This is a genomic window from Saccharothrix carnea, from assembly GCF_003014735.1.
GTDB classification, from domain to species: domain Bacteria; phylum Actinomycetota; class Actinomycetes; order Mycobacteriales; family Pseudonocardiaceae; genus Actinosynnema; species Actinosynnema carneum.
Genome location: NZ_PYAX01000014.1, coordinates 150,318 through 170,762, shown reverse-complemented (window position 1 = coordinate 170,762; position 20,445 = coordinate 150,318). Strand labels below are relative to the sequence as shown.

Genomic DNA, 20,445 nt, shown 5'->3' with positions numbered 1-20,445 from the left:
CTGCCGCGGTCCGCTGGCAGACGGGATGAGCACCGACTGGATCGACACCGCGCGGGAGTTTCACCATCGTCACCTTCGCGAGGTCCAGAATGGACGCGGCTGCTCATCCGACGGCGATGCCGCGGGCCTTGAGGGTGTCCTCGGCACCGGGGGCGGCCATCATGGCCTCGTCGCCACCGTGAATCACGCGGAGGTTGGGCAGCAGGGCGAGGTCGTCCAGTGAGGTGACGTCGAAGAGGTCGTCTTCTCCGTCCCAGAACGGCGCGCACTGGTGGTAGATCTCCAGGCCGCCGTCAGCGGTCAGCTCCTCCACAGTGGCCAGTTGGTCGGGGGTGATCTCCAAGTCGGTGAAGTACCGGCGGGCTTCCTCGAGGACGGTGTACAGCAGGTTCTGTTCGTACAGGTACTTCCAGAGGTCGCCGGTGGCGCCCTTGGCGTGGAGGACGTCGGCGATCCGGAAACGGGGCTGGATCACCTTGTCCTGGTACATGAGCTTGTCGATGACGAGCAGCTTGAAGTTGAAGTCGCGGAACATGCCCACTATCTACCAGACCGCCCCGACAATCCGGGCAGTCAGCACCGCCTTCCGATCGACGGAATCGTGCACACCGACGCGCGCCCCCCCAGCGGACATGTCGAGCTGACCGCTGCCTCTGCCGGCAACTCGCGGGTCCGGTCCGCTACGAGCCCGCGCGAGTCTGTGGGACCGTTCGCTACGCGCCGGTGGTCTGGTCGAATTTTGCCGTGGCTGATGGGTTGTACCGCTCGAAAGTCATCATCCCTGGTGGAGCGCGGGTTTCACCGTGTTGAGAGCGTGTCAGGGTGATCGTGGCCCTGCTGTACGTCGAAGCGTCCACCGTCCCGGACACCACACGGCGGCCACGGCTTACCCGACCGGCGCCCCTGAGTCGCACGAACCCGACCGGCGCCCGTCCGCCCGCTCGACGCCTCCCGCCCCGGCCCCCGCGCGGCGGCGAGGCGTGCGGGGTGGAAGGGGCGGTCGGCGCGGTAGGTGACCGAGCGGATGCCGTGCTCCTCGGTCTCGGGCGTGTGCCCGGCCAATTCCTCGGCCCGGCCTGCTTCCCGGAGGCCGGATGGTGGACCAGTCGGTGCTGGACCAACGGGGTGTCAGGGCGCAGCCCACCGCGCCGGGTCCGGCTCCGGCTGCACGGCGGACCACTCGGCCCACACGGTCTTGCCCGTCGCGTGGACGTCGACTCCCCATCGGCGCGCCAAGGCGTCGACCAGGACCAGGCCGGAGCCGCGCGTCCCGTCCCTCCGCGAGGCCCCCGGGACGGGCACCTCGCGGCACGCGTCCTCGACCTCGACCCGCACCGCCGGCGGGGCCGTCGACCTCCAGACCCTGACCTGGACCGGGGACCGTCCGTGGTCGTGGGCGTTGGCCGCCAGTTCCGCGAGTGCCAGCCAGACCTTCTCCGCGCAGTCCGGATCTTCCCGGTACAACGCCGCCCGGACCCACTGCCGCAACTCGTGCGACGGCATTCGCGACGCCGGCAGGTCCATGCTCAACGCGAGCCGGCCGCGGTCACCCCCACGTCCGTCGTCCTGCGCCCTGGAGCCGACCCGCTCGACCGCACCCATGGCCTCGACGTACCCGAAGACCCCGATCTCCACACCAACCCCCGAGGCACCTATCGCCGCAGTGATGACCAGCGGGTATACGATGCCGTATCTGTGCCTTGTGAGGCCACAGGCATTGAGGGCGTGCAGTGGACACTGTCGATCTTCCGCGAAAGAGCGTCGATCTCGAGCTTTCCGACAGCCGCCCATCCACCGCAGCCCTGATGGGACTGGTCGCCGATGCGGGGGTCGGTGTCGGTGGCGATCGGCTCGTGGACGTCCAGGTCGTCGCCGCGCAGCTGGTCGGCAACGCCTACCGGCACGCCCGGGCACCGCGGCGGTTGCGGATGTACCGGTTGGCCGACCGCGGTCTGGTGCGGATCGAGGTGGGCGACGGCAGCCCGAGCCTGCTGCCGGTCCTGGGCAGGTTGGACGCACCCGAGCACGGCCGCGGTCTGCTCATGGTCAACCGGCTGTCGGTCAACTGGGGACATCGGCGTGACGACGACCGGAAAACCGTCTGGGCCGAGGTCCGACTGGCCTGACCCGCCGCGCGAACACCGCGGCCGGATGTGTCGAGCTTCGCCTTGACCTTGTCGGGCACGCGGGCAGGTGCAGTGGCATGCGAGCCCCGAGGCTTTGGTCTTGTGGCTGGACGGTCCGGTAACGAGGCCTGGTAGTCGTTCCGGAAGGCCTTGTAGGTCATGTCGAGTTCCCCGGACCGGCGGTCTGCCACGGGGATGCGCTCCACCCGGTCGACCAGAGGGTCCGCGCACGGCCGCGATGTGGCCGCCGTCCTTCGCCTGGCGATGTTCACCACGGCCCGGCTCGGACGAGGTCGGCGAGCTGGTTGACCGGCAGGAGCCCCCGGCCCCCGTGCTGTCCCGGTTCGGGTGGTCGGCGGCCGGCCGGCGGGTCGCGCATCGCCGCAGGTGAGCACACATGAGTCACCTGGTCGAGGAAATCTGTCGTCGCTGGAGTAGACATGCGCACGTCGGGGTGTGTAGTGTTCTCCTCGTCGAACAGAAGAGAACGTCCTATCGGCGCGGGAGAGGATGAACTACCCGCGAGTTGGGAGCAGTACGGCCTCGCCGGCCGGAACCAGTGGTAGAAGGTTCTGCGGGCGAAGCCAAGGACAGTCGGCACAAGTAGTACCGGGAGCACAACCGCAATACGCTCGACAGCAGTTCGCACGACCCCGGGCCGACGGTCAGCAGTGGAAGCAGCGTCGGTCAGGCGCGCTGGAGCCGATCAGTGGAAGGGGTTCCGGCACGGTGGCCGCAGGCGGTGGGTGAGGTGAGCCGGAGTGTTCGAAGAGCCCGGTGCCGACCGCCGAAGCAGTGCAGGCAAGGTACGGATCGACAGAGAAGGGAAGGGTTGCACGCCATCGGATCGCCTGCCTCGGAGTGAAGTCGTCCGGGCGGGTACCGCACTCCAGATCGATTGGATGGTGGTTTCCGGTCACGTACATGCGATCCCCGCGTCGTCCGGAGTTCGTACGGATGGCGTGGACATGACAAACCGGTCCCAGGACCGGTTGGTGGAAGTGAACCCGTAACCCAGGGGCCCGGCGCCGAGATGGTGCCGGGCCCCTCTTCGCGCGCGGAGGTGCGATGACCCCAGAGACGGACGAGCCGCAACCGGCGGCTGACAAGTTTGACGACGACCACTACCCCGCTTACACGATGGGCGGCGCCGCCGAGATGCTCGGCACCACGCCGGGTTTCCTGCGCAGGCTGGACGAGGCGAAGCTGATCCAGCCCCAACGTTCCCCGGGCGGGCACCGCCGCTACTCCCGCCACCAGTTGCGCATCGCCGCCCGCGTCCGGGAACTCGTCGACCAGGGCACCGGACTGGACGCCGCGTGCCGCATCGTCACCCTGGAGGACCAGCTCCGGGAAGCACGCGAGTTCAACGAGAAGCTCTCACCACCACCGCGACAGGACTACCCGCCACTGCGTGGCGTGTGAGGCAGGCAGGGCCGGGGCGTCGACTGTCGATCGAGCAACGCTCCGGCAGGGCGACCGGCGAATCGCGCCGGTTGCCCTCCCGACGTCCCGAATCCCTCCGCCGGCGCCAGCCACCGGAACACCGCGCGGTATGCGACTGGGCTGGCCCGGACGTGGAGGAGTAGGCATTCGCGCAGGTCGCGTGCATGCACTCGAACACCTGCTCCGTGGTGACCGGTCCCTGGCTGCGCACAGCGATTGACCTCTGGCGCCAGGTCGGGCCGCGGCGGTGTGGTACCAGGTCGATGCCCGCATCATGCAGGATCTGCCAGACCGCCAGGGCGATGTGATAGCCGAGTCGGGCCAGTTCACCTTGGATGCGCCGATGCCGCCCCGCGGGCTCGTAGCGGACCGGGCCCGCGAGTTGGTGGCGGAGGACCGCGATCTCGTGGCGCAGCACGAGCAGTTCGGCGTCCTTGGCCGCCTCGAGTCGACTGACGACGACGCCGGAACGCGCTGGATCCCGCCGGCGACGCGGCACACGTGATGCCCCCCGCCGGCGCCTTCGGAGCCAGCACCGGAATCCAGGACGTCTACAACCTGGCGTGGAAGCCAGCCCTGGTCCACCACGGCCTCACACGTTGGAGTGATACGCGGCGTAGGTCGCGCACTCCGAGTGCGCCGGCCTGGACGGTGCCGGTGCGACCAACGCCGTGGCGGGGTCGGCGGGCAGTCCACGTGGGTGACGCGCAGGTCGTGAACCCCCGCAGCCGGCATCACCGGCGCGTACCCGGCCACCGCTCCGACAGGGTGCGCGGTGCCGCGCGACGGACGACCGGACGGGCGTGGCCGATCCTGACCACCCGAACCGGTTCTCCCCGGCGGCGTCACCCAGCCCGACCCGGCGGTGGACCGGCTCCGCCGACAGAACTGTTGGCGTGCGTATTCGTCCGACCAGCACCGTTCCTCGATCTCCACGCCGTCGTCTCACCTGGGCGATGGATGCCCGCCACCGGGGAGGGTGAATGTGGTTGCCCTTGGCGGCCGGGCCGCACTTGGCTTCGGGTGCAGCCACGCCCACGAAGCGGAGGACGGCCATGACGCGCCAACTCGACTCGACGTCACCGTTGCAGGCGCTGGACCCGGATGACCTGGCCCGCCTCGGGCGCATCCCCGACGAGGAGCAGCGCGGGATCGCGTTCCGCGAACTGCTGCGGCGCCACGGCCGGTCCGAGGTGATCACCGACCTGTCCATCGCGGAGAACGCCCTGCTCTACCCGCTGCTCCAGGAACGCGTCTTCAGCGCCCTCCCGCACCCGCTGCCGCAGCGGTCGACCCGTTACGTCTCACCGCAGGACACCCAGCAGCTGACCGCCGCGATGGCCGTCCAGCTCTCGGCGTCCTTCGGCGCACCCGTCGACCCCGAGGACGTCTACCCGACCGCCGGGGTGGCCGCCGCACTGGAGATCATCGCCCTGGCTTTGCAAACCCCGACACGGGACAACGCGGTGCCCGCACCGCGCGGCGCGGACACCAGCCCCGTGCCCCGCGGCAGCAACGTGCTCATCCCCGCACCGTACTGGCAGGGCTTCAACTGGTCGTTCGAGGAAGTGCCCGGCCTGCACTGCGTTCCGGTACCCACCTACAAGCCGGGCGCGGACACCTTCGAGCTGACGGTGGACGACCTGGAGAAGGCCTACCAGGACTGCGGCGAGCAGCCGCCGCGGCTGCTGGTGCTCACCAACCCCCACAACCCCCTGGGCGGCAACTACGACCCCGACCTGCTCGATGCGATCTACGACTGGGCACTTGCCAAGACACCGGAGATGCACATCATCTCCGACGAGATCTACCGGCACTCCCAGCTGCCCCACACCAGCGACCGCTTCGTCAGCGCGCTGGAACTGACCTGGCGGCACTGGGCCCGCGACCGCGTCCACGTCGTCTGGGGCTTCGCCAAGGACTTCGGGCTCTCCGGCTTCCGCGCGGGCTTCATCATCTCCCCGTCACCGTACGTGCGGCAGGCCATGACCGACGCCGACGACCCGCTGGAACAACGGCGGGCGCTGTCCTGGTTCAGCCAGTTCGACTCGCTCAAGCACTTCTACGTCGACCCCATCGCCGCGCTGGACACCTCGGCGTGGCACGACCTCATGACCGAGTACTCCGCCAACCTCCAGGTCGTCTTCCGCGCGATCTGCGAAACCCTCAACCAGCACGGCATCAGGTACCACCGCCCACAAGGCACCAACAGCGCCCAGTTCTTCTGGCTCGACCTGCGCGACTTCCTGCCCCACGCTCCACGGGCGGACGGCCTGGAGGCCATCCTGTTCGGCGGCTCCGCCGACACCACCGACCCGGAACAGGACCTGGCCGCCTACCTCCTGGCCGAAGCCAAGGTCAAACTGCTCACCGGCGCCACGATGCACCAAAAGGACCCGGGAGGCTTCTACCGGCTGTGCTTCACCGCCGCACCGCCCGCCAAGGTCCTCGAAGCGGTGGAAAACCTCTGCACCGCCCTGCACAAACTCACACCGGACCGTCCCTGACGAACGCTCCCCGGACACCCCTCCGCCCGCCCGCAACACCATGCGTGACGTCCTCGGATCGGTGCCGGCAGGTCACGAAGTCGAGCCCTGGTCGCCACGCCGCTCGCTCGGACCCCAGCCACACGGGCACGTATCGAACGGTCAGCAAGGTGCGGTAACGGCTGCCCGGTCCTGCGGAGAGCCGATGTAGGGCGTGCGTCGCACCCAAGCCCTAACACCAACACTACGAGAAGTCACCTGTTCGGTCTAGTTTGTAACGCTGCGTACAAGCCCGTCGACGTTCCTGCACAGGGCAAGAGGACTGTTGGGAACGGAGACTGGGTATGACTCAGCGCATCGACGATGACCGGTGGCGTCCTTGGGTTCCCGACCGGGATGGGTTCGCCGGGTTGGCCCGCTACGCGACTCGGGCGACGTTGCCGGGCCTGGGTCTTCAGCTCGATCGTGCCTATGACATCCGTACCAGCGCGGTGAGCCCGGTGGTGGGTGCTGAGCGAGTGGTGGAGTCGTTGTACGAGCGGTTGAGGGCCCGGGGTTTCCGCTACAACCTCGAGGAATGGCACGCCGAGGCTGGTCAGCGCATCCGCGAAGCACGGGTGCTGCACCGGCACTCCGGCACGTGCTTGGATGTCGCCTTGGTCTTCGCCGCGATGTGCAAGGACGCCGGCCTCCGGCCCTACCTGGTGATCCTGGGCTCGGGCACGAAGGGGCAGGCGGACCACGCCATGGTCATGGTGGACCTGGCGAGCGACGCCAAGGACCTGGTCGCGCGCGAGCCGGGGGTGCGCACCCGCAGATCTGCCGAGCCGCACGTCTACGAGCGCCGCGGTCTCACTCCGACGTGGCTCGACGGCTCGGCCTGCGTGGTCGTCGACGTAGCCCAGGCGCTGGTCGCGCCGGATCGCCCGCAGGGCGCCCACCACATCGACGCGTGCGCCGCCGGCGAGCGCAAGCTCATGGGGGACCTGTACGGCTTCGCCGTGCTCGTGGACGTGATCCCACTGCACGCGTCCACCCACCCGGAGCTCGGCGCGCCCGATGAGAACTCGCGCCCGACGATCTACCCGAAGCTGCGGTCCGCGCCCTCGGCTCACGTCTACGGCAACCAGCGGGCCGCGCTGGCCGAGTTGAGCGGTCAGCGCGGCGTGGTCGCGGTGCACGGTGCGTCGGGTGTCGGCAAGAGCGTGCTCGCCAACGAGCTCGCCCGCCTGGCGGACGACGGGTGCGGGTGGTTCCTCGACGCCACCGACCGGTCCGCGCTCACCGCGTCGCTCGCGGAAGCGGAGCTGGCGCAACTGGGTGGTCCGGCAGTCGGGCAGCTGGACAGCGTCGACCTGGTGCCGTTCGCCGAGGCGGCCCGACACCGGCTGGAGACCGCTCCGGGCCCCTGGGTGGTGGTGCTGGACAACGCCGACGGCTCCCCGGACGACCTCGGTCGCCTGCCGGTGCCGAACGCCACGCTGGGCCAGCTGCTGTTGATCACGACCACCAACCCCGCCTGGAAGGCGCGCGTCGAGAGCTTCTTCTCCCTGCGCCCGATGGCGGATGACGAGGTCCGCGCGGCGTTCGACAGCGAAGTGGACGACAGGGTCCGTGCCGCCCTGGGCGGCCGGGCGCTGATGATCGACGCCAGCAGGCGGTTCGGTGACACCACCGAGAGGAATTGGTGGGACGGGAGGTCTCCGGGCGATGTGACTACCGCGCCGGAGCAATTCTGGCACGCCGTCAGCGAGGCGGAGCCGGACCTGATGATCAGGCGCGTCGCCCGCGCCATCGCGTGGTTGCCGCCGGTGCCGGTCGGGATGCGCGCGCTGGGCGAGGCGTTGTGCGCCGATGTGGAGGAGGCCGTCCTCCAACTCGACGCCTTGGGGCTCGTCACGCTGGACCGGCGGGCGAACACCGTCCTGATGCACCGACTGTTCCGTACCGCGGTCCGCCGGCACACCGCGGCGGAACGGGCCGAGCACGGTGCGGTCATCGTCGCGCTGCTGGGCGCGGAACCGGTGCGTGCCCTGCTCAGCCGATTACCGGACCGGACCTCGCTGAAGGAGATGTACGACGCGGTCGACCCCGTGCCCGACAACGTGCAGATCGTGCACTCCCTGGCCATGTTGATGGAGCGGCACGACGCCAAGACCGCAGCCGGCTGGTACTCGAAGATGATCGAGCTGGCCGATGGCGAACCGGACGACGACATGCGGAGGAGGCTCTCCGACGCCTGGCGTGGCAAGGCCCGTTACGTGCTGCGCCTCAGCGGCACGCTGGAGGGGCGAGCGAAGCGTGAGGCTCTCGATGAGGGTCTCGCCGCCGCGGCAGCTGCCCTCGATCTGGTCGAGGGTCGCGACTCCTGGGCGGATCGGCTGGCCGCGTCACGGGTCGAGGCGATGGTCGGGGTGCTCCAGCGCGGTCGCGCGGGGGCGGAGACCGACCGGGTGGTGGTGCTGGAACTGCTGCGCGAGGCCGAGCGGAAGTTGCGGCACAGCGCCGAGGAGCGTCGGCGACTCTACGTCGAGGACAACAAGAACCCCGAGGACGCCCCGGACGTCGACCGCGCCGAGTTCAACCTCGGTGGTCTGGAAGTCGTCCTTGCCCAGCACGATCCGGCGAACGCCGAGACGCACCTGGACGCCGCCGAACAGGTCTACCGACGGGTCGGCCAGCTGCGGGTCTCCCGGTACGGGACGGAGGAGCTGGAGGAGTGCGTCTCGTGCGTGCACGGCGAGGCGCTCGTCTCTTATTACCGAGCGGTCCTGCTGCCCGGCTCCCGGGAGAAGAAGGTGGCGCACCTCCGCCGCGCCGCCGAACTCGCGTTCCGGGCCACCAGCACCCGAGCCGCCGTGGCGGGAGCCTTCGACTCGTCCGACACCGCGAAGTCGCTGCTGCTGTCCACGAAGATCGCGTTGGCCCGACACGCCCTCCGTACGGCGCGAACCGCTGCGGATTACGTCGTCCCCGACGACGTGTCGCAGTTCGCGGACCGGGAACTGCACCTCATGTTCGCCCAGCCGGAGCCGCCGGACGGCTCCGACTTCACCAGGAAGGTCATTATGCGCACCGAGTTCGAGACCGTGCCCCAGGTCGGTTCCTCCGGCGACATCGTCGCGGACATCACGACCTGGCTCGTCTCACCCCCGGTCGCCGAGCTGGTGCGGGCCTTCGAAGGCGATCCCACGCACCTCGCCGAGGACGACGTGGACCTGGCCGACCGGCTGGCCTGGTTCCACGGCTTCACCGACCGCTGGGACACCCGGATCGACCCGTTGACCGGCCGGCCGCGCGAGCGCAACGAAGCCACCGAACTCGTGCTCACCCAGGCGCAAGAGGCCCTGGTGCCGGCTTGCGCCCACGCCCTCGGGATGCAGCAGGCCCAGAAGCCCCGGCACGCGGAGTACGACCACGTCGTCATCCTCGGCGGGTTGCTCCGGGCCTGCATCAACCGCCCGCACTACGCCGCGAAGCTGATCGACGACGGCACAGTGGCCACCCGGTCGCTGGTAGCCCTCGGCGGGCACCGCGGTTTCAAGGGCGACGAGTTCGACCTCGCCCGGCAGGCCGGCCACCCCGACCTGAACGAGGAATACGAGGCGCTCGACCGCGGCACGCGGATCGCGTTCCGGCTCGGCGAGCCCGAGTCGGTCGAGGGCGAGGAGTCCGAACTGCTGGGCGGTACCTGGGGCGTGCGACGCTACCGGACCGAGAGCGGCGTCCGAGTGGCCGTGGCCGCCGCGCCGTCCAGCGACCCGGAGCACCGGCGGGCCAACACCCCGGACTCCTACGCCTGGTTCGCCACGCAGTTCGCCAAGCTGATCCCCGGCCAGCGCATCCTGGCCGTCACCACCCCGATCTACGTACCCGCGCAGCACGCCGCCGCGCTGCGGATGCTCGCGTTGCCCTACGGGGTCGAGGTGGACACCGTCGGCTACGACCCGACGCTCATGCCGGCCGCGCTGGACCAGCCGTTCAGCCCGACCAAGTACCTGCTCGAGATCCGTTCCACTGTTCACGCGCTGCGTGGCCTGCTCGACAACGTACGGGGGAGATGACATGCCTTCCATCGGCGCGGTGGTGCAGGAGTTCTGGGACGAGGACCTGCCCCGGGAGACGCGCGAGAAGATCAGCCCACCGCGAGGGGCGTTGAAGAGAAGGGTGTGGGTCTGTCTCTTACGACCCAAGATGGCCGAGACCGCACCGCAGTTCCCCCTCGGCGCGGACCGGAACCCCGCCCCGGCCGAGGACCCGGTGGGACTGCGCGCGGCCCTGCGTGACTTGGTCCCGTGGCTGGTCGAGGTAGGCCACCTGCTCGGTCGGACCTGGCCGATCGCCCTGCGGGAGAAGTTCGGGACGCCGTCGAGCCTGGACGAGCACCTCTACCGGCGTTACCGGGAGGAGCCGAGCCTGGCCCTGACCGACGACGCCCTCGTCGCCCTGCTGCGATCCGAGTTCGGGGAGCCGGAGGCTGATGCCGACGTGTCGCCGCCGTCCATCGCGGGGCTGCGCTCGCTCCTGGCTCGATCCGCCGTGCGGGACCTGGAGCGGATCGTCGAGTCGGGTGAACCGTGGCCCGAGCCCGATGGCACCCCGATGGTCGCCGAGTTGAAGCTGCTCGCCCACGACGACTGGGACGACCAGTGGACGGAGTATGTCGCCGGTGAACCGTGGCGCTGGGTGCTCGGCGACCTGCCCGGCCACTTCTTGTCCGAGCACCGGTCGCCGCGCCTGAGGCTTGCTGGCCAGTCGGGTGCGTTTCCGCTGGACCGCACCATTGAGTCGCTGGTCCGACCGCTGCTCAAGCGCCGTGGTTCGCGGGGTGCCTGGTCCGTGCACACAGACCCGGTCGTGCGGGACATGACCACGGAGGGCTTCGTGCGGTTGGTGATCACCCATCGGTTGGCTGTGCTGGGTCTGAGCGATGTCGAGCGCCGGTCGTTGATGCCTCTTGTTCGCACCATCGCCACACAGGTCGGACAACGGAACGGCCTGTCGGACTCCCGATTTGTCGAGGGCATCTCGTACAAAGCACAACGCCTGGTGTGGAACGCTCACAACAACCGAATGCCTGGCTCGCTCGACGACCTGCTGATCAGAGTGGAATCCGCGTGGGTCTCCAAGCTGTGGGTGCGGCTGTTCGGCAACCAGCTGCGCGGCGTGTCCGAAAACCCCAAGCTGAGCTTGTCCGTCACGTTCACTTCCGCGTTCTCCACCCTGCTGGTGGAAGACGCTCGGGCCGTGAGGGTCGTGCACGAGCCGACCGTCCAGGCGCCACCCGAGCCGAACGATGAACTGGAGAACGCGGCCTGCCTCATCAACGACGCGAGGGAGGCCGACGCCCGGCGACGGCCCCCGGTGGACGTCGAACCGCTCCTGGCGCGGCTGATCAGCCGCGCGCCGCCGGCCACGTCGAGCCTGGACTGGGCCGCGTTGGTCGACTGGCACCGGCGCACCTGCCCACGACAGCCGGAGCGGCACCCGGACTTCGAAGCGCTCCAGCGATTCGTGCAGGAAAACTCCCAGGAGACGTCATGACCGAGACACACCAGCACCCCGGCGTCCCGGTGTCGATCGACCGCATCGGCACCATCCACGTAGGCGCCGCGCACGGGTCTGCGCCTTGGGCGGCGTCTCTGGTAGTGGCGGGCGGGCTGCTCAGCGTGGACCCCTTCGCTCCCGACCAGCCACCGCACGCGGAGATCGAGGCGGCCGTCGACGAGGACGACCTGGGGTGGGTGGCACCGGTGTACGGCTGGGACGTCGCCGAGGCGGTGTTGACCGCCAGGTCTGCCGCGCCCTGGACCGAGGACCCGAGACCGCGCCTGGTCGCCACTGCGAAGTGGACGCCGGGTGACCTGCACGTCCCGACCGCCCGCCTCGCGATCACACGGTGGTTAGCGGCCTGGGCACCGGCTCCCTACGACGAAGTGCTGCTCGATGCGGAGATCGGACACCTCTCGCTGATCTGCGCGGACTTGTCGGCCGAGGGCGAGGAAGCGGCCCGGCGAACGTTCGACGGAATCCTCGAGCCCCTCACCGGGTTGGTGAAGCGGATGTTGCGGGACGACGTACCGGTGGTCGACACCATCGCAGCCCCGGCAGTCCGGGAGATCTTCCGGTCCGCCTCGGCCGTGCTCGACCCAGCCGAGCCAGAGGCCGCACCACTACGCCAGGCACTGTCCCGAATCGACGAGAGGCTCGTAGGGGAGGACGGCCGCGCGCAGCTGACGAGGGTGGGGATCCAGGCCCCGGACCCTCACCAGGCGGATACGTACGCGGTCGACGAGTGGAGGAAGGCCACCGTGGACCTGCTCCAGGTACCCGCGCAGTCGGTGCGCGAGGTGGAGCACAACGTGCTCTGGCGCGTGGTGGGTTCGACCGTCGAGGCGGAGGTGCTGACCGGTTCGCGGGCAGCTCGGACTGGCGAGCTGTGGGCACGGGTTTACGAGTTCGGCACGCCGTTCCCCGTGGCGATCGGCCCCCTGGAGCTGTCGGCGTCAGGGGTGTGGGCCGGACGCCTGCCCCTGCGCGGGAACGACCCGCGAGAGCACTTGACGATCGACGTCTTCCACCCGCGGTTCCGCCGCCGCCCCAGGCTCGGTCCCGCTGCCGGCCTGGCCCGGCTGGAACGAGAGGCGGTGCGGACGCTCACGGAGTTGCGACTCGACCTTCTCCGCGACCGGCGCCGTCACGTGCAACTCGCCGCGGGCCGGCTCCAAGATCTGGTGGACGAACTGGTCACCCAAGGGCACGACGACCCGCCGGCTCCGCGGTTGACGGCGCTGGCGGAGGGCATCCGCAGCCGCGGCGCGCCCCGGCCAGGCCTGCCGGACGTCGAGCACCCCGCGTGGGCGCCGACCCTGGCCGAGCAGGTGCACCTCATGCCGACACTGCTGGGCGGCTGAAGCCCTTCTTCCGGGAACGGTTGTTCGAGTGTAGGCACCGAACGCCGAGCACCGGAGGAACCATGGCGAAGCAGCGGAAGAAGGAGAACCGGAAGCCCCAGTGGCTGCGGGACGTGTTGCTCATCGTCCTGCCGACCGCCATCAACGCCACCAACCTGGCGCTGCGGGTGATCGAGCTGCTGGGAGGCGGGTGAAGGTCCGGGCCGGGTCACGCCACCGCGGGAGTGGTAAGCAGGTGGCGTGACCCCGCCCAACACCGAACGCCGCCACCCCCGCTCCACCGGACTGGGAGCCCTCGACGCGAACGCAGTGCTGTCGCTGATGGACGACGAGGAGCCGGTGGTGACCCGGGCGGTCGCACGAGCTCGACCAGCCCTTGCCGCGGCGGCGGTGGAGATGGCGCGGACCTGCGCGTCGGGTGGCACCGTCGCCTTCGTCGGCGGCGGCACCAGCGGCCACTTGGTGCTCCAAGAGGTCGCCGAGCTAGGCCCCACGTTCGGAGCCCCTCCCGGACGCTTCCGCGCCCACATCGCCAGCTCCTCGCTCCACGACCCGGCGGTGGTCACCGCCCGCGAGGACGACGGGGAAGCAGGTCCGGCCGCCGTCGCGGACCTCGGTCCCGGCGACCTGTTGATCGCAGTGGCGGCCAGCGGCTCGACCCCATTCGTCCTGGCGACCGTGCGGAACGCCCACGGCATCCGCACCTGCGGCATCGCCAACAATCCGGATGCGCCCCTGCTCGCCGAAGTCGACTTCCCCATCCTCCTGGACACCGGTCCCGAACTGCTGACCGGCTCCACCCGCCTCAAAGCGGGCACGGCCCAGAAGCTCGCACTGAACCGCATCACCACGGCGGCGCACGTCCTGCTCGGCGCGGTGCGCGAGAATCACATGGTCGAACTCCGCGGCACCAACGACAAGCTCCGCCGCAGGGCCGTGGCCATCGTGACCGACCTCATGGGTGTGGACGAGGATCGAGCCCGTGAAGCGCTCGACGCCGCCGGGTGGCACGTTCGCTCGGCCGTCGAGCATCTGGCGGCGCCTTGAGTCTCGACGAACTCCGTGGTGCAGATGACGTCGAGGACGACGCGGTCGACCTCGTTGGTGGACGACGAGGGCGTGGACTGGGTGTTCAACCGGCGGCGCGGCTGGGCCCGGAGTGACGGCCTGAGGTGGACCCGCGCGAGCTCCGTGTCCGTCTGCGCCGCTGATGCGTGGCTCACCGCGCCGGGTGACCGTGGCGATGGCCAGGGTGCACATGCCTTGGCGGACTCGGACGACCTGCTCGGCGTCCAAGGTGCTCTCACCTGGCCGGATGATCGATTTGAGGTGGCTGGTGGAGCCGGCCGGAGACGTGTCGAGCAGGACTTGGAGGCTGTGGAGCTCGTCGGGAGTTTCGGACATCCGGTCAGTCAATCAGCTCCCACCGACAGTGTCGGCTCAGCGCGCAGTCGCCGACCGGGCGTGGGGAGTCGGTAGGAGGTGGTGCCGATCTCGAGGATGTGGGCGGACGTGAAACCGGCAGACGGCATCATTAGGTTCCCTCTGAAACTGAATGCGCTGATCAGCGGCGCCTGGGAGGGGTGACGGTGGGTGACCCGGTGGGGTGGGGGAGGGTTAAGTGAAGTAACCTGGCGAAAGGGTGCGGTGAAGGAGGGAATCGTGGCGAGAAGCCCGGTCTGGGCAAGCCGGCCGAAGACGCGCGGCGTGGTCTTGGACGTGATCAGGGCGGCGCGCTCGATCAGCCGGGTGGAGCTCGCGATGGCGACCGGGTTGACCGGGGCGACGATCTCCGAGGTGGTGCGTGAGCTGCTGGGCGACGGGCTCGTGGTCGAGGCTGGTCGTGGTGCGCCGACCGGGGGCAAGCCGCGCACGATGGTCCAGCTCAACCCGCCGGCCCGTTACGGCGTGGGGGTGCAGTTGGAGCGCAACGCCTGCGTGATCGTGGTGGTCGACCTGGCCGGGCGGCCGGTGGCCCGAACGTCGTTCCACGGCGTGGAGTCGATGCCGCCGGAGCAGGCGTTGCCGCTGGTGGCGTCACGGGTGGACGCCCTGCTGACGTCGGCGGGCGTGGACCGCGAGAAGGTGCTCGGGGTCGGCCTGGTCACGTACGGCCCGCAGGACCGGACCGCGGGTGTGCAGTTGACGCCGCAACCCACCGAGGACTGGTACGACTACCCCGTCGCGCCGCGTCTGGCGGAGAGCCTGGGGTTGCCCGTGCTGCTGGACAACGACGCCGCCGCGGCGGCCATCGGTGAGTACTGGATGGGTGCGGTGGACCCGGACAGCACCTACGGCTGCTTCTACATGGCCACCGGGATCGGCGGCGGGGTGGTGGTCTCGGGCGAGGTGTACCGGGGCAGCTCGTCCAACAGCGCGGAGATCGGCCACATCTCCATCGACGTGAACGGCGAGGAATGTCCGTGCGGCAACGTCGGCTGCCTGGAGAACTACGCCGGTCCCTCGGCGGTGGTCCGGCAGGCGTTGACGATGCCGGACCTCGCCCGGCGGCTGGCGCTGGACCCGGCCGCCGACGACTTCCTGACCGAGTTCTCGCGGATCGCGGCCGCCGCGAACGCCGGTGATCCGGAGGCCCGGGAACTGGTCGAGCGGTCGGCGCGCTACCTCGGTCATGCCGCGGTCACCGTGTCGGTCCTGTTCGACCTGGACACGATCGTGCTGGCCGGGCAGAGCTTCGCGGTGGCGGGTTCGCTGTACCAGGCGGTGATCCAGCAGGAGCTGGACCGCCGGTTGTTCGCCCGCAAGGCGCATCCGGTGCGGGTGGTGCCATCGGTGAACGGGTCGGACGCGGCCGCGATCGGCGGGGCGGTCCTCGTCCTGCAGAGCGAGCTGATCCTCGGCCACGGCCGTGCCGAGGACGGGCCACGGCCGGTGCCCGCCGGCGCGGTCGACCAGACTTGACGGTCTCCGTCAAAGCGGCGCGGGCAGTTTCCTCGACCACGCGCACCCGGTACCGCGGCGTCGGGTCGAGACCGGGCGGGCGCTTCTCCCTGGTGGTGGGCACGAAGCAGGTGGAGTCGGCGCCAGGTGGAACGGGGAGTCACTTCCCCGTGGGCCGAAGGCGCAGCAGGACCTCCGTGGCGTCGGGGTGAGCCCAGACCGCCGGGGAGGCGTACAGGTCGCCGTCCTTCGGCCAACCGGTGAACTTGGCGTCGTGGTAGACGCTGATCGTCCCTTGGGTGAGCACCGGGATGTACGGCATCGCCTGCTCGATGCGGGTCTGGATCGCGTCCAGGTGGGGTTGCCGGGCGGCGGTGTCGGTGGGGTTGAGGAGCTTGAGGGCATCGAGTGCCTGGTCGACCTGGGGATCGGAGAACCGGCTGACGTTCGGGCCGGGCTTGGCGCCGACCGCGGCGGTCTGCGCGGTGCTGAAGAAGTAGTTGTAGAGGTAGTACGGGTCCGGTGCGGGGCCCTGGTAGAGCGAGTCGATGATCAGCTGGAAGGCGCCGCGGTCGCGGGAGTCGACGAACTCGTTCCAGGACACCTGCTGCGGGGTGACCTTGATCCCGGCCTGCTGCAACTGCTGGCTCATCGTGTCGACCGCGGTGATGTAGTCGGTCCAGCCGGCGACGACGCTCAGCGTCAGCGACACCGGTACGCCGTCCTTGGCGTAGACGCCGTCAGGGCCCTTGGCGTAACCGGCGCTCTCCAGGATCTGCCGGGCGGTGTCCAGGTCCGGCCGCATCGGCGCGGTCCGGTTCCGGAGCCGGTCGGAGATGAGGTCGCCGTCCCGGCTCGGCAGCAGGAAACCCGGTGAGATGTCGCTGCCGGTGTCCTCGAACGCCAGCGCGTCGGTCTGGGTCCGGTCGATGGCGTGGTAGATCGCCTGGCGCACGGCCGGATCGGTCTGCGGGCCCTGGCAACCCAGGGTGGCGCTGCTGCACGTGACCAGCGCGATCTGGTTCGCGTGGGTGATGGTGGCCTGGTAGCCGGGGTAGTTCTTCCCGATGTCCTCGATCTCCGGCACGGGCCCGGTCTGCCAGTCGATCTGCCCGGCCTTGAGCGCGGCGATGCCGGCCTGGTTGCCGGACAGCGACAGGGAGCGGACCCTCTTGACGGCGGGCTCACCGCCCCAGTAGTCCGGGTTCGCCTTGAACGTGAACGCTTGCGGCTTGAACTCCTCCAGCAGGTACGGGCCGGTGCCGACCGGGTCCTCCACCACGGCGACCGCCGGGTCGGCGATGTCCTTCCACTTGTGCTCGGGCACGATGTAGGTCCTGCCGAGGACGGCCGGACCGTCCAGGAAGGACGGTCGGTCGAACCTGATGACCACGTGCGCGTCGTCGACCGCCTCGGCCCGTCCGGCGTAGCCGGTGTTGTTCATGCCCTTGTGCTTGCTGATCATGTCGAGCGTGAACACGACGTCGTCGGCGGTGAACTTCTCGCCATCGGACCAGGTCACGCCATCCCGGAGGGTGATGGACAGCTGCGTGCCGTCCTCGTTCCAGTCGAACTCGGTGCCCAGCCTCGGTGCCGGTTCGGCGTCGCGGAGGACGTTGTAGAAGAACAGCGGCTGGAAGATCGTCCCGCCGCCGCCGATGCTGGTCGGTGCGAACGGGTTGAAGTTGATCTGGTAGTCCCCGGACTGGCCGCTGTACGTCACCAGGGTCGAGCCCTCGGCCCCGGCCGACGTGTCCGATGGTCCGCACCCCGCGGCCACGACCGCCGCGGCGAGCAGGGCCGATGCGGCGCGCGCACGTGCGCCGGGGCTCCTCGACATCATCACGACGTCCTCCTTGACGTTCGGGTCGCGGGACACGACACCCCGCCCTGCGCCCGGCTATTATTAGGTCATCTAAATAAGCCGTCAACGGACGAATCCTGCTGATCGGTGTGCAAGACCTCGCCAGGTCGTAGCAGCTACCCGCCAGGCTGTTGACTTACTTCACCTACCTGAGCAACCATCTCGATGCGCTTCGTCACTGCGTCGACCACCGAGGAAGAGGGCAGCCATGACGAACCTTCACGACGGCTGGCGCCTGCGCGCCGTGGGAGGCCCGGTGCCGGCCGACCTCGCCGACTTGGAGGTGCCCGCGCGGGTTCCCGGCAGCACCCACCTCGACCTGATGGCCGCCGACCTCATCCCGGACCCGTACGCGGACCGCAACGAGGCGGAGCTGACCTGGATGCACCGGGTCGACTGGCAGTGCTCCACGACGTTCCGGGCGGAGCCGGCGCGGGCCGGCGAACGGGTGGAGTTGGTCTTCGACGGCATCGACACGGTCGCCACCGTCGAGCTGAACGGCGAGGTGCTCGGCCACACCGCCAACATGCACCGCGGCTACCGGTTCGACGTCGGCGGATCGCTGCGCGACGGTGACAACGACCTGACCGTGACGCTGTGGTCCGCGCTCACCCACGCCGAGAAGGCCGAGACCGAACTCGGGTGGCGGCAGCGGGCGTATCCGCACCCGTACAACGCGATCCGCAAGATGGCCTGTTCGTTCGGCTGGGACTGGGGTCCCGACCTGCAGACGGCCGGTCTGTGGAAACCCGTGCGGCTGGAACGCTGGGACACCGCCCGCCTGGCGGAGGTGCGCCCGCTGGTCACCGTCGACGCGGACGGCACCGGTCGCGTCGACGTGCACCTGGCGCTGGACCGTGCCGCGGATCGCGACTACACCGTGCTGGTCACGGTCGGCGACCGCACGGAAGCGTTGGCGGTCACGGGCGACACCGCGCACGTCACCGCGCTCGTGCCGGATGCGCGGTTGTGGTGGCCGGTGGGCTACGGCGACCAGCCGCTCTACGACCTGACCGTCACGCTGCTGGCCGATGGCCGGCAGGTGGACGCCGTCCGGCGCCGGATCGGGTTCCGCACCGTCACCGTGGACACCGCGCCGGACGAGTTCGGTACCCCGTTCGTCTTCGTCGTCAACGGCAAGCGCGTGTTCGCCAAGGGCGCCAACTGGATCCCGGACGACCACTTCCTCACCCGGGTCACCCGCGAGCGGCTCGTCCGGCGGGTCGACCAGGCCGTCGAGGCGAACATGAACATGCTGCGGATCTGGGGCGGCGGCATCTACGAGACCGACGACTTCTACGACGTCTGCGACGAACGCGGCGTGATGGTGTGGCAGGACTTCCCCTTCGCGTGCGCCTTCTACGCCGAGGAGGAGCCGCTGCGCGGGGAGGTCGAGGCCGAGGCGCGGGAGAACGTCGTCCGCCTGGTCTCCCACCCGTCGCTCGTGCTGTGGAACGGCAACAACGAGAACCTCCCCGCCTACACCGACTGGGAGGGCTGGCAGGACAACCTGCAAGGACGGACCTGGGGCGCCGGCTACTACCACGACCTGATCCCCGAGATCATCGAGGAGCTCGACCCCACTCGCCCGTACGCACCGGGCAGCCCGTTCAGCCCCGGTGACCTGCCGCCCAACGACGCCGACCACGGCACCCGCCACGACTGGGACGTCTGGAACGCCGTGGACTACACCCACTACCGCGACCACATCCCCCGCTTCAGCGCCGAGTTCGGCTTCCAGGGACCGCCCACCTGGACCACCCTCACCCGCTGGGTCCACGACGAGCCGTTGACGCCCACCTCGCCCGCGTTCCTGCTGCACCAGAAAGCCGAGGACGGCAACGGGAAGCTGGACCGCGGTCTGGCACCCCACCTGCCGGTGCCGACCGACTTCGAGCAGTGGCACTGGGCGACCCAGCTCAACCAGGCCCGTGCCGTGGCGTTCGGCGTCGAGCACTACCGCTCCTGGTGGCCCCGCACGGCCGGGGCGCTGGTCTGGCAGCTCAACGACTGCTGGCCGGTCACCTCCTGGGCCGCCATCGACAGCGACGAACGACCCAAACCCCTCTACTACGCCCTCAAGCACGCCTTCGCGCCGCGGCTGCTGACCGTCCAGCCACGTGAAGGGAGGCCCACCCTGGTCGCGGTCAACGACCACGACCAACCCTGGACGGGCGTGGTGAGCGTGACCCGGCAGGACTTCGCGGGCGAGGTGCTGGCCGCCGCCGAGCTGGGGTTCGACGTGCCGCCCCGGTCCGCCGCACTGCTGGAGCTGGCCGATCACCTCCTCGAACCCGCCGAGCCGAGGAGCGAAGTGCTGATCGCTGCCGCGGAGGGCGTCCGCACCCACCACCTGTTCCTCGAAGACCTCGACCTCCGCTACGACCCCGCGCCGTTCACCGCCGACGTCACGTCCGTGACCGGTGGATACCGCGTCGACGTGCGGGCCACTTCGTACGTGCGGGACCTCGGTCTGCTGGTCGACAAAGTGGCCGCCGACGCGGTCGTCGACGACATGCTCATCTCGCTGACCGCCGGCGAATCGCACCACTTCCTCGTGCGCACGTCGCAGGAACTGCACGAGCCGTCCGCGCTGCTCCACCCGGACGTGCTCCGTTGCGCCAACACAGCGGTGTCGGGCGTTTCGCCTGCCACGCCGTAAGTCCCGAGGAACACCGGAGCCGATCATTTTCGCTACGTAACTCTGG

The 20,445-nt window shown here is 69.7% G+C and carries 15 protein-coding genes; 12 read left to right on the top strand and 3 right to left on the bottom strand.

Translation table 11 applies throughout. From position 1 onward, the window contains the following. Positions 1-103: 103 nt before the first annotated feature. Together B0I31_RS32440 and B0I31_RS32430 are read right to left on the bottom strand one after the other, a co-directional pair. Positions 104-535 (bottom strand): DUF6892 domain-containing protein, encoded by a 432-nt coding sequence (locus B0I31_RS32440; protein WP_181320617.1) that lies wholly within the window; start codon positions 533-535, stop codon positions 104-106. Positions 536-1,128: 593 nt separating this feature from the next. After that, positions 1,129-1,635 (bottom strand): ATP-binding protein, encoded by a 507-nt coding sequence (locus B0I31_RS32430; protein ID WP_106619203.1) that lies wholly within the window; start codon positions 1,633-1,635, stop codon positions 1,129-1,131. Positions 1,636-1,805: 170 nt separating this feature from the next. Here B0I31_RS32430 and B0I31_RS32425 point away from each other — a divergent pair, with 170 nt between their 5' ends. The 11 genes from B0I31_RS32425 (at position 1,806) to B0I31_RS32375 (ending at position 15,894) form a co-directional block, all read left to right on the top strand. Then, complete coding sequence (locus B0I31_RS32425) at positions 1,806-2,126, top strand: ATP-binding protein (protein ID WP_106619202.1); 321 nt, start codon at positions 1,806-1,808, stop codon at positions 2,124-2,126. A gap of 1,068 nt (positions 2,127-3,194) precedes the next feature. Continuing rightward, positions 3,195-3,551: a MerR family transcriptional regulator gene (locus B0I31_RS32420; protein WP_106619201.1), complete on the top strand. Its 357-nt coding sequence runs from the start codon at positions 3,195-3,197 to the stop codon at positions 3,549-3,551. Positions 3,552-3,819: 268 nt separating this feature from the next. Then, on the top strand, positions 3,820-4,077 hold the full coding sequence (locus tag B0I31_RS40910; protein ID WP_181320615.1) for a hypothetical protein: 258 nt from the start codon (positions 3,820-3,822) through the stop codon (positions 4,075-4,077). After that, positions 4,077-4,631 carry an FAD-dependent monooxygenase gene (locus B0I31_RS43170; RefSeq protein ID WP_106619225.1) on the top strand — a complete coding sequence of 185 codons (555 nt, stop codon included), beginning with the start codon at positions 4,077-4,079 and terminating at the stop codon, positions 4,629-4,631. The genes B0I31_RS40910 and B0I31_RS43170 overlap by 1 nt, the downstream gene beginning before the upstream one ends. Continuing rightward, positions 4,628-6,079 (top strand): aminotransferase class I/II-fold pyridoxal phosphate-dependent enzyme, encoded by a 1,452-nt coding sequence (locus tag B0I31_RS32405; protein WP_181320613.1) that lies wholly within the window; start codon positions 4,628-4,630, stop codon positions 6,077-6,079. Before B0I31_RS43170 ends, B0I31_RS32405 begins: the two co-directional genes overlap by 4 nt. Positions 6,080-6,561: 482 nt before the next feature. Beyond that, positions 6,562-10,122 (top strand): ATP-binding protein, encoded by a 3,561-nt coding sequence (locus B0I31_RS32400; RefSeq protein ID WP_146174036.1) that lies wholly within the window; start codon positions 6,562-6,564, stop codon positions 10,120-10,122. Position 10,123: 1 nt separating this feature from the next. Continuing rightward, positions 10,124-11,602 carry a hypothetical protein gene (locus tag B0I31_RS32395; protein WP_146174035.1) on the top strand — a complete coding sequence of 493 codons (1,479 nt, stop codon included), beginning with the start codon at positions 10,124-10,126 and terminating at the stop codon, positions 11,600-11,602. Continuing rightward, the gene (locus B0I31_RS32390) at positions 11,599-12,972 is read left to right on the top strand and encodes a hypothetical protein (RefSeq protein WP_106619197.1); all 1,374 of its coding nucleotides are present in this window, start codon (positions 11,599-11,601) and stop codon (positions 12,970-12,972) included. Before B0I31_RS32395 ends, B0I31_RS32390 begins: the two co-directional genes overlap by 4 nt. A gap of 62 nt (positions 12,973-13,034) precedes the next feature. Further along, positions 13,035-13,166, top strand: coding sequence for a hypothetical protein (locus B0I31_RS42765; protein ID WP_281262336.1), 132 nt, complete (start codon positions 13,035-13,037; stop codon positions 13,164-13,166). A 46-nt stretch (positions 13,167-13,212) separates the two neighbouring features. Next, positions 13,213-14,019: an N-acetylmuramic acid 6-phosphate etherase gene (locus B0I31_RS32385; RefSeq protein ID WP_106619196.1), complete on the top strand. Its 807-nt coding sequence runs from the start codon at positions 13,213-13,215 to the stop codon at positions 14,017-14,019. 615 nt (positions 14,020-14,634) lie between these two features. Beyond that, the gene (locus B0I31_RS32375) at positions 14,635-15,894 is read left to right on the top strand and encodes an ROK family transcriptional regulator (RefSeq protein ID WP_146174034.1); all 1,260 of its coding nucleotides are present in this window, start codon (positions 14,635-14,637) and stop codon (positions 15,892-15,894) included. Between the two features lie 139 nt (positions 15,895-16,033). Here B0I31_RS32375 and B0I31_RS32370 read toward each other — a convergent pair whose 3' ends face one another. Then, a complete protein-coding gene (locus B0I31_RS32370) occupies positions 16,034-17,752 on the bottom strand; it encodes an ABC transporter substrate-binding protein (RefSeq protein WP_245950595.1) in 1,719 nt (572 codons plus the stop codon). Positions 17,753-17,945: 193 nt separating this feature from the next. Between B0I31_RS32370 and B0I31_RS32365 the strand changes: the two genes are divergently transcribed. Continuing rightward, positions 17,946-20,399 carry a glycoside hydrolase family 2 protein gene (locus B0I31_RS32365; protein WP_106619194.1) on the top strand — a complete coding sequence of 818 codons (2,454 nt, stop codon included), beginning with the start codon at positions 17,946-17,948 and terminating at the stop codon, positions 20,397-20,399. The last annotated feature ends 46 nt before the right edge of the window (positions 20,400-20,445 follow it).

Bases quoted from the DNA above. Each gene is read 5' to 3' on its own strand.
- B0I31_RS32440 (WP_181320617.1), bottom strand. From the start codon at position 535: ATGTTCCGCGACTTCAACTTCAAGCTGCTCGTCATCGACAAGCTCATG.
- B0I31_RS32425 (WP_106619202.1), top strand. From the start codon at position 1,806: ATGGGACTGGTCGCCGATGCGGGGGTCGGTGTCGGTGGCGATCGGCTC.
- B0I31_RS32420 (WP_106619201.1), top strand. From the start codon at position 3,195: ATGACCCCAGAGACGGACGAGCCGCAACCGGCGGCTGACAAGTTTGAC.
- B0I31_RS43170 (WP_106619225.1), top strand. From the start codon at position 4,077: ATGCCCCCCGCCGGCGCCTTCGGAGCCAGCACCGGAATCCAGGACGTC.
- B0I31_RS32405 (WP_181320613.1), top strand. From the start codon at position 4,628: ATGACGCGCCAACTCGACTCGACGTCACCGTTGCAGGCGCTGGACCCG.
- B0I31_RS32395 (WP_146174035.1), top strand. From the start codon at position 10,124: ATGCCTTCCATCGGCGCGGTGGTGCAGGAGTTCTGGGACGAGGACCTG.
- B0I31_RS32390 (WP_106619197.1), top strand. From the start codon at position 11,599: ATGACCGAGACACACCAGCACCCCGGCGTCCCGGTGTCGATCGACCGC.
- B0I31_RS42765 (WP_281262336.1), top strand. From the start codon at position 13,035: ATGGCGAAGCAGCGGAAGAAGGAGAACCGGAAGCCCCAGTGGCTGCGG.
- B0I31_RS32365 (WP_106619194.1), top strand. From the start codon at position 17,946: ATGACGAACCTTCACGACGGCTGGCGCCTGCGCGCCGTGGGAGGCCCG.